At 41.1% G+C, this 17981-nt stretch carries 17 protein-coding genes; 14 read left to right on the top strand and 3 right to left on the bottom strand.

Annotated elements, in window-relative coordinates; translation table 11 throughout:
• Nucleotides 1-543: 543 nt before the first annotated feature.
• The 11 genes from H5114_RS02445 to H5114_RS02395 all read left to right on the top strand — a co-directional run bounded on the left by H5114_RS02445 (nt 544) and on the right by H5114_RS02395 (nt 11504).
• A complete protein-coding gene (locus H5114_RS02445) occupies nt 544-1023 on the top strand; it encodes a hypothetical protein (RefSeq protein WP_182722085.1) in 480 nt (159 codons plus the stop codon).
• 112 nt (nt 1024-1135) lie between these two features.
• Nucleotides 1136-2044 (top strand): hypothetical protein, encoded by a 909-nt coding sequence (locus tag H5114_RS02440; RefSeq protein ID WP_182722084.1) that lies wholly within the window; start codon nt 1136-1138, stop codon nt 2042-2044.
• 189 nt (nt 2045-2233) lie between these two features.
• Nucleotides 2234-2620, top strand: a complete 387-nt coding sequence (locus H5114_RS02435; RefSeq protein ID WP_182722107.1) for a hypothetical protein — start codon at nt 2234-2236, stop codon at nt 2618-2620.
• A 357-nt stretch (nt 2621-2977) separates the two neighbouring features.
• Nucleotides 2978-4237 (top strand): efflux RND transporter periplasmic adaptor subunit, encoded by a 1260-nt coding sequence (locus H5114_RS02430; RefSeq protein WP_124015628.1) that lies wholly within the window; start codon nt 2978-2980, stop codon nt 4235-4237.
• Between the two features lie 66 nt (nt 4238-4303).
• Entirely contained in the window at nt 4304-4525 is a 222-nt protein-coding gene (locus H5114_RS02425; RefSeq protein WP_182722083.1) for a hypothetical protein, read from the top strand.
• Nucleotides 4526-4715: 190 nt separating this feature from the next.
• Entirely contained in the window at nt 4716-5414 is a 699-nt protein-coding gene (locus H5114_RS02420; protein WP_124015630.1) for an ABC transporter ATP-binding protein, read from the top strand.
• A gap of 18 nt (nt 5415-5432) precedes the next feature.
• The gene (locus H5114_RS02415; RefSeq protein WP_182722082.1) at nt 5433-6746 is read left to right on the top strand and encodes an ABC transporter permease; all 1314 of its coding nucleotides are present in this window, start codon (nt 5433-5435) and stop codon (nt 6744-6746) included.
• Nucleotides 6747-6770: 24 nt separating this feature from the next.
• Entirely contained in the window at nt 6771-7979 is a 1209-nt protein-coding gene (locus H5114_RS02410; RefSeq protein WP_124015632.1) for an ABC transporter permease, read from the top strand.
• A 116-nt stretch (nt 7980-8095) separates the two neighbouring features.
• Complete coding sequence (locus tag H5114_RS02405; RefSeq protein WP_182722081.1) at nt 8096-9535, top strand: sigma-54 dependent transcriptional regulator; 1440 nt, start codon at nt 8096-8098, stop codon at nt 9533-9535.
• Nucleotides 9535-10866, top strand: coding sequence for a PAS domain-containing sensor histidine kinase (locus tag H5114_RS02400; protein ID WP_182697928.1), 1332 nt, complete (start codon nt 9535-9537; stop codon nt 10864-10866). The genes H5114_RS02405 and H5114_RS02400 overlap by 1 nt, the downstream gene beginning before the upstream one ends.
• Nucleotides 10867-11120: 254 nt before the next feature.
• The gene (locus H5114_RS02395; protein WP_124015634.1) at nt 11121-11504 is read left to right on the top strand and encodes an MAPEG family protein; all 384 of its coding nucleotides are present in this window, start codon (nt 11121-11123) and stop codon (nt 11502-11504) included.
• A gap of 82 nt (nt 11505-11586) precedes the next feature.
• On the opposite strand, the gene H5114_RS02390 is transcribed toward H5114_RS02395, so the two are convergent.
• Nucleotides 11587-11832 carry a hypothetical protein gene (locus H5114_RS02390; RefSeq protein ID WP_182697821.1) on the bottom strand — a complete coding sequence of 82 codons (246 nt, stop codon included), beginning with the start codon at nt 11830-11832 and terminating at the stop codon, nt 11587-11589.
• Between the two features lie 113 nt (nt 11833-11945).
• Here H5114_RS02390 and H5114_RS02385 point away from each other — a divergent pair, with 113 nt between their 5' ends.
• Nucleotides 11946-12533, top strand: a complete 588-nt coding sequence (locus H5114_RS02385) for a uracil-DNA glycosylase family protein (protein ID WP_404948338.1) — start codon at nt 11946-11948, stop codon at nt 12531-12533.
• Between the two features lie 35 nt (nt 12534-12568).
• Here H5114_RS02385 and H5114_RS02380 read toward each other — a convergent pair whose 3' ends face one another.
• Both H5114_RS02380 and glnD read right to left on the bottom strand, forming a co-directional pair.
• Nucleotides 12569-13069, bottom strand: a complete 501-nt coding sequence (locus H5114_RS02380; RefSeq protein WP_182722079.1) for a YcxB family protein — start codon at nt 13067-13069, stop codon at nt 12569-12571.
• Between the two features lie 170 nt (nt 13070-13239).
• Nucleotides 13240-15885 (bottom strand): [protein-PII] uridylyltransferase, encoded by a 2646-nt coding sequence (glnD, locus tag H5114_RS02375; RefSeq protein ID WP_124015638.1) that lies wholly within the window; start codon nt 15883-15885, stop codon nt 13240-13242.
• 81 nt (nt 15886-15966) lie between these two features.
• Here glnD and H5114_RS02370 point away from each other — a divergent pair, with 81 nt between their 5' ends.
• The gene (locus H5114_RS02370) at nt 15967-16680 is read left to right on the top strand and encodes a 16S rRNA pseudouridine(516) synthase (RefSeq protein WP_182697824.1); all 714 of its coding nucleotides are present in this window, start codon (nt 15967-15969) and stop codon (nt 16678-16680) included.
• Nucleotides 16681-16744: 64 nt separating this feature from the next.
• The gene (locus tag H5114_RS02365) at nt 16745-17701 is read left to right on the top strand and encodes a LysR family transcriptional regulator (protein WP_124015640.1); all 957 of its coding nucleotides are present in this window, start codon (nt 16745-16747) and stop codon (nt 17699-17701) included.
• Nucleotides 17702-17981 lie beyond the last annotated feature (280 nt).

Here is a 17981-nt window from a genome sequence, read left to right as displayed (position 1 = left end):
AACTTCATTTGTAACCGTCTTCGGACTTATTCGAAAATGCTAACGCTTCCGATAGGCCATCCCTGGCCAACGAAAGCTAGCCTGACGTCCTGTCAGGCTCACGCTATTTTCTTCAACGTCCTCAATGTATTGAATACTCGAAGTTTTAGAGTAAATCCCGGATGATATTAATCAACAACTCAAACTGTTGGCTTTTTCGGTCGAGCTGTTGAATGTAACAGTTACGCGAAGCCAAATGAGGCTTCAATTGGGGGGGAGGATAATCCTCATTGAAACAGTTAGGCTTAAAGATGTAAGATAGAAAAATACGATGAAAAGGAATTTCAATGAAAAACTTACCTGCTATTCGATATCAATTGACTCAAAACTGCTCTGTATCCCAGAACCAGCATGAAATATTTTTGTAGTATGAAGCATGCCAATTAACTTTGACTGGGCATCGGCCAAGTCCAAAAAGCGATTTATGCCTTGCAAACCGCAAAACGTATAAATACTAAAACGTTAGCTTTACATTATATTTCACATTTGCTTTAAGCTTTTTACATGGACGAAAATTGTATCGTGATAAAAATATTAGAATCAATAGCCCCCATCGTTTCTTCAATAGCTGCGATTGCTTCATTTTTTGCTGTATTAAAAGCAAATGAAATAGCTAAAACCGTCAAATACTTCCAAAGGAATACTCTACTAAACCAAAGAGAAATCGAATTAATTGGTAAGGCGTTAGAAAAGCTAAATATTTATAATGTTTGGTGTAAAGAAGATAGTGCTGGCATTGATGTTAATTATCATGACAGCAATGAAACTGAATACAATAGTCGTGATGATGCGTGCTTACAAATACCAATAGACGTTAAATTTATTTTAATTCAATTAACTTCCCATAGTGAAAAGTTAGAATTTCTATTACTAAAATGGGAAGAGGGCTTTATTCTTAAATCTGGCAAAACTTACCATTTTAATGAGAGTTTGGTTTCAGAAAAAATTCAATCTCTAAGAGCTATACGTTCTGGTGGACTGTAAAGCCAATAAGGCACTTAAACGGAACTAAAAAGTTGGTTAGGTTTCGTTATTCAACATTGCAACCAACGATTTCAGTCCGCTTAGTGCGGCGTTATATTTTTCAAGGATTAAAATGGAACTCGTTAACAACCAGTCAATAAAGATACATTATGACGGTTCAGGTAAGAGAATTCGTTCTCATCAAATGAAAGCATCTTATGTTTCTGCGAGTATTGAAGGATTAGATACGATTTATCGTGAAGCTCATAAAGAAGCGAACAGAATATATAGATCAAAGATTGAAACCGAAATTTTGTTAGAAGGTGGCTTCCAAGATGGTTCGCTTTGGTGGTTGTTAAAACTATTTACGTCTGAATCTGAGTCGCAACAGTCTCTCGAAAAGAGGTCTGTTAGCCACTCTGTACTTAACTCGATTCAGTACGCTATAAACCTGTTGCGTCAAATGGATTTAAGTACTACAGAAATTGTAATCAAAGAGACAACTGAAGGTTTTGAAATAGATATCGATGGGGATAGGGTCGTTCTAGATGAGCTACAGTGCGCAATTCTAACTAATCCTAAAATTCGTTTAGCTATTAGTGATATTGCTATGCCTTTAACTGAAGATGGTATCGATACCTTAATTATTGATCATGGTATATCGTCTTGTCCTAAAATTAAGATTACTAAAGAGGACAGGAACAATCTTGTGCTGAGGAGAAGTCACAAACATATAGTTGAGGAAGGTGAAATTTTTGGTTTCTACTATGTAGAAACTCTGAGCTATAATCCAAGATCTAAGTGGAAGTTAATTTCTAAAGATAACCCTTCAAATAGCGTTACCGCGTACATTACAGATCCAAAATTTTTGAAACGAGTATCTGATAATCAAGAAAAATTTTCTAAAGATGATTTACTGGAAGTTGAAGGGCTTTGGTACAAAGAAAAAACTAAACTAACAGGTAAAGCGACTGTAAATTACACTATCACAAAGGTTAAAGATCATATACCAGCCGAGGATAAACAGTGGAAACTTCTATAGTTATATCACTACTAATAATTGTGGCAGTTGTCCTATATTACCTTATGCCATTGTTAGTTCATCGATTAAAAACAAGAAAAGTACGAATCGTCGTTGTAGACAGTTATGGCTCTAAAAAAACTAATATTCTATATCTTTACCCTGATGATCCTCTTTGGGAGGTAGTAAAAAACCACACCGGTGGTAAACATGTCTAGTGATAAAGAGCCTCAACAATCAAAAGGTATCAAGAAATCTGACGTATTAAGTGGCGCCGCTATAACTGGCGTTATAACTTTTATTCTCCTCACATGGTCCCAAACTCTTCCTTCTGATTCAGTCTTCACCCTTTATGTTACGGAGCAAACCATTTCTTTTACAGCTGGCTTAACGTCTTATTTGATAACTCTAGCTCTTGCATTTTTCCGATATGAAATTAGCCTCATTCTTCATGAACGTGACTACACTAAAAAAATTAAATATTTACAACAAATCATGACGTTAACAACATGTCCTGAGGCAAAAAAGTCTCTCGAAGAACAGAGAAATAACCTGTTAAAAGAAGCTGCTAAGGCTATCGTTGAAGAAAAAATATAACAAGTGACTATGGTTGAAATCATAATTTCTACGAGAAACGACTGAAGTTCTAGCTCATTTTTTGTTTAAAAATGATTTAAAAACTATTAAACATATTACCTATAGATATCAATCGTTCTGTTCGTGAACTAGATAATCCCCCGCTATACATGAAACAAAAAGTGTCCGCTCGGACACTTTCTCAATGACCGGACAGTATTTACATCTGTCCGCGGACACTTTTGTGGTGTTCGGTTATCTTTTTGAATCCTTATCATCATGAAAAATAACAATAAATAACTATTGGCATGGCTTGTGCTTTATCTTGGTATAAATGTGAAGTTGTGGGTGCGGTTTGTGCGTACCTAAGGACCTGAGATGATTAAAGACACAAGTAGCCAAGATACTGTTATTGCGCCTAAGTTAGGTCGTAAGTTGCGCTTACCCTTAATTATAGGTGGCGGTGCAATATTGATGAGTGCATTGGTGTGGGCGAGTTTGGGCCATGACAGTTCGGTGCGTTCAGTTGATGGCGCTGAATTACGCTTAGCAACGATCACTCGTGGAACCTTAGTTCGTGATATAGCCACTACCGGTAAAATAGTGGCTGCTAATGCGCCGATTTTATATAGCACTGAAGAAGGTGTGGTGACTTTACTGAGCCAACCTGGTGATGAAGTTGAGCAAGGACAGGTAGTCGCTAAAATTGAGAGCCCACGTTTGCAAAGTGAATTGCAACAGCAGCAGTCGATGCTTGAAGGGATGCAGGGCAGTTTAGAGCGTGCCAAGTTAGACGCCCGCCGCGAGCAACTTCGTGTCAGTCAGATTTTAGACATGGCGACAGTGGATTTAGAAGCTGCGGATCGTGAAAGTCGTCGTGGCGATCAATTGATTGAGTCGAGTTTGATCAGCAAAATCGATTTTGAAAAAAGCAAAGATGATTTACACAAAGCTAAATTACTGCATAAGCATGCCCAGCAAGAAGTTGAGTTAATGCGCGATACCCTGAGTTTTGAAATTAAAAACCGTACTCTTGAAGTGCAACGTCAAGATTTAGTGGTGAGAGAGTTAACTCGTCAAGCCAATGCTCTGAATATTATCGCTCCGGTTAGCGGCATCATTGGTAACTGGTTAGTGGAGCAAAAAGCCCGTATCGGTCCGAGTCAGCCAATGCTAACAGTGGTCGACTTAACCGCCTTTGAAGCAGAACTCGCGGTGCCAGAATCTTATGCCGATGAGTTGGGCTTAGGAATGGATGTTGAGTTGAGTTTTGGTAGCGTTAATGTGGTTGGCCAATTGTCGTCAATTTCACCTGAGGTGCGTAACCGCGAAGTGACTGCCCGAGTGCGTTTTGCAGACAGCAACACCTTATCATTACGTCAAAATCAGCGTTTATCTGCCCGAGTATTACTGGAAAACAGACCCAATGTGTTGATAGTAAAACGCGGTGATTTTCTCAATCTTGGCGGTGAAGTGGCCTATCAAGTGAATGATGCGGTTGCTCATAAGAAAACCGTCAAACTGGGTGCACGCAGTATGAGCCAAGTTGAAGTGATTGAAGGCGGTGACGAAGGGGATGTTTGGGTGATATCAGGTACCGAAAGCTTTAAAAATGAACCTAATATTCAGATCCGCTAAGCAAGTCTGCAACTAAGTTAATGACTTAAGCAAATAACGAAACACTCAACTGAGTAAGGATATTCAATGACTTTTATTCAACGTAGACAGCTTATCGCACTCGCTGCTTTATTTGTTCTCGCAATAGCCGTGAGTTATCGCATTGATAATCATACCGATTGGTTATCGGTGAGTTTGCAGTTAATTGACATGAGCAGCCAGGTTTCAACTCGGCTAACGGGGATCAATCCGGCCGTTCGCTTGCATATTGATATTAGCGACATGGTCAACATTAAGCTGCTGTTTTAGCCACGGCTAGCGGGTACTGTCGCTGACAGCACTAATCAAATCAGCGACCACGACATATCACCTAAACCGATAATAACAACACTCATAGCATTAAAAAAAGCATTAAAACAACAGTATTCAGATTAGTAAGATTCACATTATCAGCCATAAGCGCTGGGATGCGACAACCGAATTAACCAAGGAAGCCATTATGTTATCCATGAAAAACATCAGTAAAGTATTCAAAACCGATTTAGTTGAAACCCATGCGCTACGTGACTTTAATCTGGAAGTGAATGAAGGCGAGTTTGTGGCAGTGACGGGCCCATCGGGCTCAGGTAAAACCACTTTTTTGAATATTGCCGGTTTACTTGAAGGGTTTTCATCTGGGCAATACAGTCTTGATGGCGTCAATGTATCGAATTTAAGCGATAACAAAAGTGCCAAAGTGCGCAATGAAAAAATTGGCTTTATATTTCAGGGGTTTAATTTAATTCCTGATCTCAATTTAGCCGAAAACGTCGAAGTACCATTACGCTATCGCGGTATGAATGCCAGTGAGCGTAAGCGTCGAGTCGAGTCAGCATTAGAGCAAGTGGGTTTAGGTGCGCGAATGAAGCACTTACCGACACAATTATCGGGTGGACAACAGCAACGCGTAGCGATTGCGCGAGCATTAGCGGGCGAACCTCGATTTTTATTAGCCGATGAACCTACCGGTAATTTAGACAGCTTAATGGCGCGTCAGGTGATGGAGCTGCTTGAGAATATTAATCAACAAGGCACCACCATTATTATGGTGACTCACGACTCCGAACTTGCACGTCGCGCGCAGCGCAATATTCAAATTGTCGATGGCCAAGTATGTGACTTTTCCATGTATCAACAAGCTGCTACAGGCACGCGATAATCGCATAAGGGGAATATTATGTTTTTTTACTATTGCGATTTAGCATGGCGAAGCATACGTAAAACGCCGATGTTATCGATGTTAATGGTGTTAGCCATCTCGATTGGGATTGGTATTACCATTACCACGTTAAATGTCTATAAAACCATGTCTTATAATCCGGCAGGTGATCGCAGTGAAGTGATTAACTCGGTACAGTTGTGGAGCCAAGGATTGGATACGTGGGATGAGTTTATTGCCAATATTACTTATATCGATGCGATGAATTTGCGTAATAACGATGAGTTAAGCCTTAAAGCTGCCAGTTATCGTACTGGGTTAGCTTTGCAGTCTGATAATCCAAAGATTGAACCAGTATTGCAAAGTGTGCGAGTTACCGACAGAGACTTTTTTAGGATTTTCTCGGTACCATTTTTATATGGCAGTTACTGGGATGCCAGCGTTGATTTACGCCCGGCTTACCAAGTTGTCATTAGCCAAAAGTTAAATTTACGCTTTTTTGAAGGCAAAAATAGTGTGGGTAAAACGGTGTTTTTAGATCGTAAGCCTTATCAGATTGTGGGGGTGATTGAAGATTGGAATCCACAGCCTAAATATTACGATCCAACTAATGGCGCATTTAATGATGCTGAAGAAATATTTATTCCTTTTTCGTTAACCGAACAAGAAGAGTTTGATGTGTGGGGCAACACCAGTGGTTGGAGATTTGAACCCATGCTCACTTACAAGGATCGATTAACGTCAGAAAAAGTGTGGATTCAATTTTGGACCGAACTCAAAACTGATGAGCAAAAACAAAGTTATTTAGCGTGGTTAATCCGTTATGTCGAACAACAAAGAGCCATTGGCCGCTTTACTGATACGGCTAAAACCGCTGGCGAATCAGTGCAAATTAGCGATATCAGCAAATGGCTAGAAGATAATGAAGTGGTGCCCAAAGATAACAAAATATTAGTCGGTTTAAGCTTACTGTTTTTAAGCGTTTGCTTAGTCAATATTCTCGGTTTATTGCTGACTAAATTTTTAAAGCGTGCGCCTGAGGTGGGGGTCCGTCGTGCGATTGGCGCTAGCCGTGGACAGATTTTTAGCCAGTACATGGTCGAAGTGGGCATGATTGGCTTTATTGGTGGGGTAGTCGGGTTGTTATGGGCATGGGGTTCGTTAACGGCGCTAAACAGCTATTTTTCAGTGGACCAAAGTGTCACAGGGCTTGATCTCAGTATGTGGTTTATCACCCCAATTATCGCTATTTCAACGGCGATATTGGCAGGGGTTTATCCTGCATGGGTAGTGTGTCGCACTAAACCCAGCGTGTATTTAAAAGCCCAATAACGGATTATAAACAAGGACATCACCATGCTACATATCAAACCGATTTTATCCAGTTTACTGCGCAGTAAAAGCGCGCCGGTTTTATTGCTATTACAGATTATTTTGTCTGTTGCGATTGTCGCCAATGCTAGCTTTATTATTAACGAGCGTTTGTCGTTAATGCAGCGTGAGTCGGGCTATGCAGAAGATCAAATACTCACATTCAGTGTTTATAACTTCGACCCAGCCGTTGATAATCTTAAGCAAAATGAGGTAGATCAACAGATTTTACGTTCACTTCCTAATGTTATCGATGCCAGTTCTAGCAATATGTTGCCCTTAAGTGACAGTGGTTGGATGGATCGCTATGTTGACAGCCCAAATGAAGATACGGCCAAAAGTACTCCAGGTTTTGCATTTTACTTGGGTAACGAGCATTTGCTCAATGTGATGGGCGCTAAGTTAATTGCCGGACGCAACTTTACGGCAGATGAAATTAATACCAGTTTGAGTGATAGCGGCATGCTGGCGCTAGTGTCGCAACCCTTAGCTAAAGCCTTTTGGGGGGATGAATCGCCGCTGGGTAAAACCATGTATCAAGGAGAGCAAAGTGTTACCATTATTGGCGTGGTTGATAAACTGCAAGGGGCTTGGGTTGATAACAAGAACTTTGAATACAGCGTGATCCAAAATATCGATTTTGGCGGCAACAGCAGTAATAAATCTTATATGGTACGGGCATTACCTGAACACATCCCCGCGTTAGAAAACGCTATCCGAAAAGCCCTCCATGCTGAAAATCCCAATCGGGTTTTTGATAACTTTCAAACTCTGAGTGAAATCAGAAACCTGACTTACAGTAACCACCGTTTAATGGCGACCGTATTAAGTATTATGGTGGTGTTATTGCTACTCATTACTGCGCTAGGATTAACGGGTATGGTGATGTTTAATATTCAACGTCGCACCAAACAAATCGGCACTCGCCGTGCATTGGGAGCTCGTAAGCGTGACATCATTGAATATTTTATGGTTGAAAACTATCTGATTTGTATTGTCGGTGGTGTTATTGGCGGCATGTTATCACTTGTATTGGGACAGCAATTAATGAAACTGTATAGCTTACCAATGGTGCCGGTAGTTTATCCGATAGCATCTGTGGTTGGCTTACTGATAGTTACCACGCTAGCGGTTATTATTCCCGCGGCTAAAGCGGCCAATATTTCACCTGCGATGGCGACGCGCAGCGTCTAGAGTTATGCTGATTTTATTCGCAATCTAGTTAGCTTTGCGCTAGCGTGCTAGGCTAGCAAAGGTGCTCAATCAACATCGCGTTTTGGAGTTTAACCAATGAGAATTACATCAAAGTAATGGATAATATTTTAATTGTTGACGACAACCATGCCATTTGCCAAGCCCTTGCGCTGATGATTGAACTGCATGGCTATCAGGCTATTTTTTGTCACACGCCAGAAGCTGCAGTTGAGATTGTCACTCATAAAGAGATCTGCTTGGTGATCCAAGACATGAACTTTAGCCGTGATACCACTTCGGGTGAAGAGGGCAAACAGTTGTTTTATGGTTTACGTAAATTACAGCCTAATTTACCGATTATTTTAATGACCGCTTGGACTCAACTTGAAACTGCTGTTGAACTGGTTAAAGCGGGCGCGGCTGATTACATGGGCAAACCCTGGGATGACGCCAAGCTGCTCAATAGCATTAGCAACTTATTATCTATTTATCGATTATCACAACAAAATAGCCAATTAAGTCGCATACACAGTGAGCGGATGTCGGCCATTAATGGTGCTGATTTATGTGGGCTAGTATTTGGTAGTGGCGCGATGCAGCGCTGTGTTGATTTGGCGTTACAAGTGGCTCGTTCTGATGTGTCGGTAATGATCACTGGCCCAAATGGCGCGGGTAAAGATAAAATCGCCGATATTTTACAGGCTAATTCGCCACTAAAAGATAAACCTTTTATTAAGGTCAACATTGGCGCTTTGCCGCTAGATTTATTAGAGGCTGAGCTATTTGGCGCAGAAGCTGGCGCCTTTACGGGGGCCAATAAAACTCGTATGGGCCGTTTTGAAGCGGCTGATGGCGGCACGTTATTTTTAGATGAAATAGGCAATTTGCCTTTGTCTGGTCAAGTGAAGTTATTGCGAGTGCTGCAAACAGGCGAGTTTGAACGTTTAGGCAGCCATCAAACTCGTAAAGTCAATGTACGGGTAATTAGTGCAACTAATGCCGATTTAGCCGATGACATTCTCAATGGGCGATTTCGTGAAGATTTGTTTTACCGTTTAAATGTGATTGAACTGAGCGTGCCACCATTACATCAACGCCAAGATGATATTTTACCCTTAGTGAAACATTTTATTGGCACTAACTTTAGTCTTGATAAAACGACCCAGCAGGCGTTACTTAACCATTGTTGGTCAGGCAATGTACGCGAATTAGAAAACGCCTGTAAACGAGCGGTATTACTGGCAAAATCTGCCCAGCTTACTCTGCACGACTTTGGCTTGAACCCGAACACGGCTAATCAAGTGGCTGCGGTTTCAAGACTGCATCATTCAAGTGAAGCTGTTAAAAATCAATATTTTGTTAATGATGCTCTTGAGCAGAATGAGTCAGATGATGCCAGTGCGGGTCTTATTTTTGAGCCTGATAAACAACAGATAGAAGCTGCATTAACCCAATATAATGGTGTTATTGCCAGAGTGGCTAAATCGTTTGGCTTAAGCAGGCAAGCCCTGTATCGGCGGATGGAAAAATACGCGATTAGAGTCACTAAGCCATGATGTTATCGTTACGCACTAAAGTCGTTTTAAGCAACATGTTAAGCTGCCTTTTGGCCGCAATGGCAGGGGCTTTAGTGTGGCTGACATTAGGTGATAACTCGCTATGGTTGGCTGTGCTACTAATGTTGGCTGTGTGCTACTTTTGCAGTATGTGGCTTACCAAGCGCTTAAGTGACAGCCTGCAAGCGTTGGAAATCGGCTTATTAAACTTTAAAGACAACGACTTTAGTGTGTCGCTGCATCCTTATGGTGAGCCGCAACTTGATGCTTTGGTGAGTTTATACAATCAAGCATCGGCAAAACTGCGCAGCGAACGACAATTTATTTATCAGCGCGAGTTAATGCTCGATAAAGTGATTCAAAACTCGCCAAATGTGATGTTATTAATTGATGACTCACAGCGAGTTATTTATGCCAATGGCGCGGCAAGACATTTGTTTAATCATGGCGTTAAAGTTGAAGGTATGTTGTTACCTGAACTGATTGCGATATTGCCAGAAGCGCTTAAAACGGCATTAAATAGTGAGCAAGAAGGGCTGTTTTCGATGGGCAGCAGCTCAGGCGATAGTATCGATGAGAATGATGTTGAAACCTGGCATATTTCCCGCGGTCGCTTTACCCAAAATAATCAGCAACATCATTTAATTTTACTTAAACAACTCACTAAAGAGCTTAATCGCCAAGAAGTCGCCGTGTGGAAAAAGGTGATCCGCATTATCAGCCATGAGCTCAATAATTCAGTGGCTCCTATCGCTTCTATGGTTAACTCAGGTAGGTTTTTAACTCAACATTTAGACAACACTAAGCTGCAACTGATTTTTGATACTATTGAAAATCGCACCAGTCATTTAAGTCAGTTTATTTCTCATTACGCCCAGTTTGCTAAGTTACCTTTACCACAAAAACAGCTAATTGATTGGTCTAAGATGACCCAACAGCTGGCGCAGCAATATCCGTTTCAGGTGTTATCGCCTCTGCCGCAAATGCCGATTAAGCTTGATGCGGTTCAACTTGAACAAGTACTGATTAACTTACTTAAAAATGCCCATGAATCAGGTGCGGATGCCGATAGTGTCGCGCTGATTTTTGAAGATATTACCCATCCAGTTGCTGGTTTATTGATAAAAGTGAATGATCAAGGTTCGGGGATGTCTAGCGAAGTATTGTCGCAGGCACTGTTGCCCTTTTATTCTACCAAGCAGTCTGGTACTGGCATTGGTTTACCCTTATGCCGGGAAATCATTGAAGCTCACGGTGGCCGAATTAGCCTGCAAAGTCGCCCGGAAGGGGGCTTAAGTGTCAAAGTCTGGTTACCTGCTCAACAGAGTTAATAGGCGTTAGCGACTTACTGTTCAGATGGATGTTTATGTCATCACGCTAATGACTCAGCCGTTGATTCATTAAGCTTAACGTTTGCCCCTAACAATCGATCTCAGTGGAAAACAGTTTCAGGTAACCGTCAAGACAAGTGACTGAAATCTTGTGGATGTGTTAACTTACGATGGCGTAATAAGACGAGGTAAGTTGACTATTTTATCGATAGCATTGACTTGATAATACTAATAACTAATAAAAAGGACAGATTATGCAGACGATACTGATATGTTTATTGATTGCGATGTTATTGCCTTATGTGGCAAAAGTACCGTTAGCAATGGCAATGGCTAAATTGGGCAAATATGACAATAACCACCCGCGGTCGCAGCAAGCTCAGTTAACCGGATATGGTGCACGAGCGGCTGCTGGGCATCAAAATGCGTTTGAGTCGTTAATCATTTTTGGTATTGCTGTGTTAACGGCGTTAATCACCAATAATGTGACTGATATGGTTGCGTTATTAGCGATTGTGCATGTGGTCGCGCGGTTGGTTTACCATGTGATGTATTTATTGAATTATGGCACCATGCGATCATTGACTTGGTTTGTTGGGATTGGCGCATCGATTGGCATATTTTGCCAAGCATTTTAAGTTTGAATCACCGATAAAAAAACGCCATAAAGGCGTTTTTTTATCGCGTTAGTTGATACTTTCACGATAGCGATAATATTGTTTAATCTAGGCTAGTAACCCGTTCATAGCCCATTTCAGTTAACTGGTCGTTCACACAGTCTAATAAAAACGATCCAACCTCAGATTCAGGTAGTTGATCTTCAACTGCAATTTGCTTACAAGCATCTTTTAAAGACACCACATCTTTTATTGGTGCTTGAGGAAGGGCTGCTGCACTAAAACTGATTGCTATGCTGCTGATGAATATTGCAGCTAATGTGGTTAGGGTAATACGGGATGCTTGCATGGGTGTTCCTTCTTGGGAGAACTTTATTATTTCGACAAATACTACTGTAGCTTAGTTCCCTTGGATAGGGTTATTTAAGGGCTTTTTATGATTTTATATGCAAAATGTATGGGATTGATATGACAGGGTTACTGACTGAAATCAAAAATTGTCAGCTTTGTGCTTCTAGCTTAGTTAATGGTGTGCGTCCTGTGGTGCAAATCGATCCCCAAGCGAGAATTTTGATCATTGGTCAAGCCCCTGGTCGCAAGGTACATCAGTCGGGGATCCCATTTGACGATGCCAGTGGCGACAGATTACGCCAATGGTTAGGCATCACCCGAGAGGTGTTTTACGATGCGAAGCAAATCGCTATCATGCCGATGGGCTTTTGCTTTCCTGGGAGCTATAGCGGTAAGGGCCAGTCTGGCGATTTACCGCCAAGACCTGAGTGCGCGCCTAAATGGCACAGTCTGTTGTTAGCGCAACTCGTAAATGTAAAGTTGATTTTGCTGGTGGGCCAATATGCACAGCAGTACTACTTAAGCGATAAACCGAAAACCTTAACCGAAACCGTACTGCAATGGCGCACCTTTGGGCCATGTTACATTCCACTTCCACATCCTAGCCCGCGTAATAATATTTGGCTGAGCCGTAATCCATGGTTTGAGGCTGAGTTACTGAGTGATATTCGTCAACGAGTGGCGATTGCGCTAGCGTAATCGCCAAGTTATTCATTGCTGGAATAATGCCTAAGTTATTGTTTCTCTATGATAAAATCAATGGCGCTTTTATCTAAACAACGCTTAGATAAATACGTAGTGGTTTTTTCGAGCTTTATTAATAAACCGCTATCCGTTTCAGTAATCCGATAAATATCAGTCCATAAAATCTGTTGATTTACATGCAGCGACTGACTGTTGATGCCTTTATCATCGATGGTAAGATTGACATGTTCACCTGCCGCTTTACTCATCATTTGACGCCATAACCACCAGGTTTTATTAAAGCGAATACTTAAAAACTCAACAACCGCTAAACCAATGAAAAAGTAGCCTAAATAGTAGGTTTCTTTGGTGCTCATGGCCGCAGAACTGATAGCGTCGAGCATTAAAATAGCCAAACCAATCAATGCAAACACAGCGGTTTTAATAAAACGTTTTGGTGACGGATTGGGATTAACTGATTGCTGATAGCATTCTTCAAAGTACGACTTATCGAGTACATATTCAGCAGTATAACCAAAGGCTTGTGACATGATGACCTAATGAACGGCAGTTGATGGGCATGATTATCGCATAGTCATCTGTTTGCTCAAAGTATGCTTAAGGGTGAAATAGACGGGCCATGGCGGTTAAGCCGCTCATGACCCAGTAAATCAACATTATTGAATCATATTCTTATACACTTACTGGTTTATAAGCCTTGCTATTGTTTGGCGGTAATCGCTTGCATTAATGTTGCCGACAATTGCTGCTGTTGTTCTGGGGTTAATTGTTGATCGTCTTTATTGGATAATAAAAACACATTGTCTGCACGTTCGCCGACCGTACTGATGGTGGCCGAATGAATATTTAAATCCAATTCCCTGAACGCACTGGCAATTTGTTCCATAAATTCACTGGTGTCTAGTGCGGATACATTAACTAAACTACGAGTCGATTTGCGTGAATGCAAAAATTCGATGTTAGGTTGATTATCAAAACTTTGATGCCGTCTGGACTGACGCTTTTTCGATAAAGTAATGCCCTGATCAAGTACTTGATGTAACTTATCAATAACTTGTTTGCGGCGTTGCTCGCTAGTGATGGGTTTTTCATCGAAGTCGAGTACCTTAAATGACTCGACCACATAGCCATCTTTAGTGCGGGCAATTTGTGCTTGTTTAACCGAAATGCGTAATGTTGCTAAGGTATTGAATAATTTTACAAATAAGCCGTGGCGGTCTTTGGTGTAAACAAACACATCACTGCAGCCTTTTACCACCACATCGTCGAGTAAAATAAGGGTGTTGTATTGATTATCTGTCGCTGGCGCAAGATCGTGATTAATCATTGCTTGGGTATAGCGGGCGATATCATCAGCTTCGGCATTACTGAAAAAGGCGATAGGCAATCGACGCCATAATTTTTTAATCTCTTCGCTGTTGTTTTCATCAACCAATAAATTGAGCGCTTCTTGTTTGTGCTCTCGCACTAAGGTTCGCAGTTGCAGAATATTTTCAAAACCACTTCGAAGTGCTTTGCGGGTGACAAAATATAAGTCTTTTAGCAGTGATGCTTTCCAGTCATTCCACAGATCATCATTGGTTGCCTGAATATCTGCAATGGTAAGGCAATATAGAGCATCTAAACGGGCTAATGTGCCGACTTTTTTGGCAAAAGCATTGACCACTTCAGGATCGTAGATGTCCATGCGTTGTGAGGTAATAGACATTAATAAATGATGTTCTACTAACCAGCAAATGAGTCTTTCTTGTGAGGCTTTTAAACCATGGAACTTGGCGAATAAACTGGCATCGACAGCGCCTAATTCACTATGATCTCCGCCGCGTCCTTTGGCTAAATCATGGAATAATGCGGCAAACAAGAGTGTCGATTTATTGGACATTTTTTGATAAATATCAGCTGCTAATGTGAGATCCTTATCTAAGGTTTTGATGTCGTGGCCGTAAGTGTAAATATTTTTAAGCACTTTGTGGGTGTGTTCATCAACAGTATAGGCATGGAATAAATCAAACTGCATCTGGCCAACGACTTCACGCCATTGCGGCAAATAAGACGCTAAAATACCGTGCTGATGCATTAAGGTAATCGCCAGTCCCATGCCTTGAGGGTGAACAAATATCGCTTTAAATTGTTCACGACACAGCTGAAAGTCTTGTAAGTCGCCCATTAAGCGGCGTCTCACTTGGCGCAGTGAACGTAGCGTTTCTGCGGTAATACCGATAATTTTGTCGTGATGAATCGCGATAAATTCAAATAACGCCATAATCTGGGTGCGATCGATAAACACGGTTTCATCTCGAACATGAATGTATTTATCGACAATTTCAAAATTCTCGTTAATCACAATAATGTGTGGATTGAGCTCTGGAATAATTTCTCGCTGGAAATAGGCCATTAAAATTTTGTTTAATTCGCCGATGCGCTTCATGGCGCGAAACAGCTGGCGCATCATTTTTTCGATAGCAATATTGCCGCTTTCGCCGATGGGCATACCATCACCAAAACCCATTAATTTTGCCACTTCAGCTTGGTATTGCAGCAACAAACGATTTTCACCACGCTGGGCTGATTGATGCAAGGCAAAGCGCACCCTAAATAAAAAGTGTTGGCATTCCATTAATTCAGCATATTCATCATTGGTTAAAAAACCAAAGCGTCGAAGTGATTGCATGCTGGATACGCCGAAATGCTTGCGAGCAACCCAGGTAAGGGTTTGAATATCGCGCATTCCCCCAGGGCTGGTTTTAAGGTTGGGCTCAATGCTGTATGAGGTACCTTGTGCTTTGGCATGACGCTCTTGCTGTTCACTGAGTTTGGCATTGAAAAACGTTTGGCTTTGCCATAACTCTTGGCCGTAAAGGGCATTGAGAACTTGTTGCTGATGGTGATGGTTACCGGATAAATGGCGGATTTCCAGTAAACTGGTTGCAATGGTTACGTCGTCTTTACAGGCTTGATATGTGTCGTCTAAGCTGCGAACTGCGTGACCTAAATCAAGGTTTACATCCCATAGTTGGGTAAGGAATTGGCTGATAGCGGCCGCTTCGTTAGGTGTTAATTGGCCATCATGGATAACACAGATATCGATATCGGAGAAAGGGTGTAAGGTTTGGCGGCCATAACCACCAACAGCATTAAGCGATATACGCGCAGGGTCTAATTCGAAGGGGTGCCAGAGTTGGCATAATAGTGCATCGAAAAACTGCGATCGCTTATTCAAGGTGTCGTTAATGGCACTCTGAAAAATGTTATCTTGTAAATGTTGATCCAGTGACTTAATCGCCTGTTTTAATTCGGCGCTAGTCATATCTGAGCGCAAAACTGTACTAGCAGGTTGCGAAAGCATGTTACTCCTTAATGTTTTTGCCTTTTAACAGAATAAGGTATTCTTAAACAAATTGGTATCATTCTATATTGGTGAAGTTTTATGGTGTCTAAACGAGGTCGACTCGATCAATTTATTGCTGGCACGTTACAGATCCCTAAAAAAGCCGTGCGCGAACTATTAATCAACAATAAAGTGCGTGTTGATGGTCAATTTGCTAAGTCACTAGATTTACAAATTGATGAGTTTACTCATATTGAGTGTAATGGTGTGGTGCTACGTCATTATCAAAAACGCTACTATATGCTTAATAAGCCTGACGGAGTGGTCAGTGCCACTATTGACGATAAGCATCCGACGGCATTGGGGCTAATGACGGGCATTAATACTGAGATGCTGCATATAGCTGGGCGATTAGATTTACATTCTACTGGGTTATTATTGCTCACCAATGACGCTAAATGGTCGGAGGCCTTGATGGCTCCAGATCATAAAGTCGACAAAAAGTACTTAGTCACCTTAGCCAATCCGCTGGATCAAGCATATGTTGAGGCCTTTGCGAATGGGATGTATTTTGAGTATGAAAATATCACTACGTTACCGGCACAATTGATGCTTTTATCTAGTCATCAAGCTCGGGTAGTGTTGCGTGAAGGTAAGTACCATCAAATTAAACGTATGTTTGGTCGTTTTCGTAATCCGGTAGTTGCGCTACATCGCGAATCTGTTGGCGATATTGTGCTGGATCACACTTTGTTAGCTGGCGAGTTTCGTGCATTAACAAAAGCTGAAGTTGATAGCGTTTTTCAGCACTAGATCAATTTTTATTATTTGAATACATGTTAATTTAATCGCCTCATTACAGCAGATTAGGTGATATGTGGATATTCAAGCATTAAAAAAAGTCAGCGAATTAGACGTATTTAGTTTGTTGGTGTTTAAGCTTATTTACGAGACTGGCTTTGCTAACTTTGCCGCCAAAGAGCTTGCGGTATCTGCACCTAAAATTAGTCGATGTTTAACATCGTTAAGAGTGATTTTTAATGATGAGTTGTTTTTTCGTCGCCAACAGGGATTAAAACCAACTCCATTAGCTGAGCGCTTGTATCAGCCAGTATGTCAATTGTGTGACATGGTAAGTAAAATTGAGCGTGTGGCAGACGAAAGCCAAAATCACCATCAAATGCCCATTCTACATATCGCTGTCTCGCCCAGTATTATTACCAGCGTCGCCATTGCACTCAGTAAATTACCTCGTAATGTTATCGGTAAGGTGAGCCTTCATAGCTGGCAAGTTGACACCGAAGAGTTGATTTATAATGGTGAGCTCGATTTTGGCATTGGCTTTGATACTCAGAATGCTCATGGCCTAGAGGCTTCCCCAATTGCCAATGTGAAGTCTTTTTGTGTAGTGGGTAATGTTAACCATGAATTTTGGACTAGTGTTGACGAGATTAAATTAGAAAATATCATTCAACATTCAATTGTGTATTTAAGTTGCAAAGGTTTTAACTGCCGTATTGATCCTTTAGAGCTTTATTGTCAAACCAACGGGTTGTTCATCGAAGATATAGAGTGCGTTGCTAAGCTTGAGGATTGGTATTGGCACATGCTCACCATGGACAGTTTGGCGATAACGATTTGCAATGAAGGTTCGTTTGCACAGCAAATTCCACAACTGCGAGTAGAGAAACTACCCGACAGTGAATTTAATAAGCTTAACAGCGTTATGGCGATGCCAAGTTATTGTTTAATTGAGCGTGCAGAGCATTATCGTCGTTACTCGTTAGAGACCAAGCAAATGATAATTGATATCACTAAGTCATTGTTGATATAAGTATTTATCATTTTATGAAATAAGATCCAGCATGATTAACGTGTGATCTGGATCTTTTTTTATATATTAACGCTTAAATTCAATGTGTTACGGTTTTTTATTTATCCTCTTATTTTCATTTGTATTTTACTCACCCTCAACTACCTCTTTATGGTTACATAATCTGTAATTGGCAGTTTCGTTTTTATGGATACTCAAAACTAAAATTATCGATTCCTGTTAACGAATTTGCAACCAAGCTTCACAGGTTTGTTACAGCGCGCGGGTGTTTTGTCCTATT

The sequence above is a fragment of the Shewanella sp. SR43-8 genome, from assembly GCF_014163775.1.
Classification (GTDB): domain Bacteria; phylum Pseudomonadota; class Gammaproteobacteria; order Enterobacterales; family Shewanellaceae; genus Shewanella; species Shewanella vesiculosa.
This window is presented reverse-complemented; position numbering and strand designations above follow the sequence as displayed.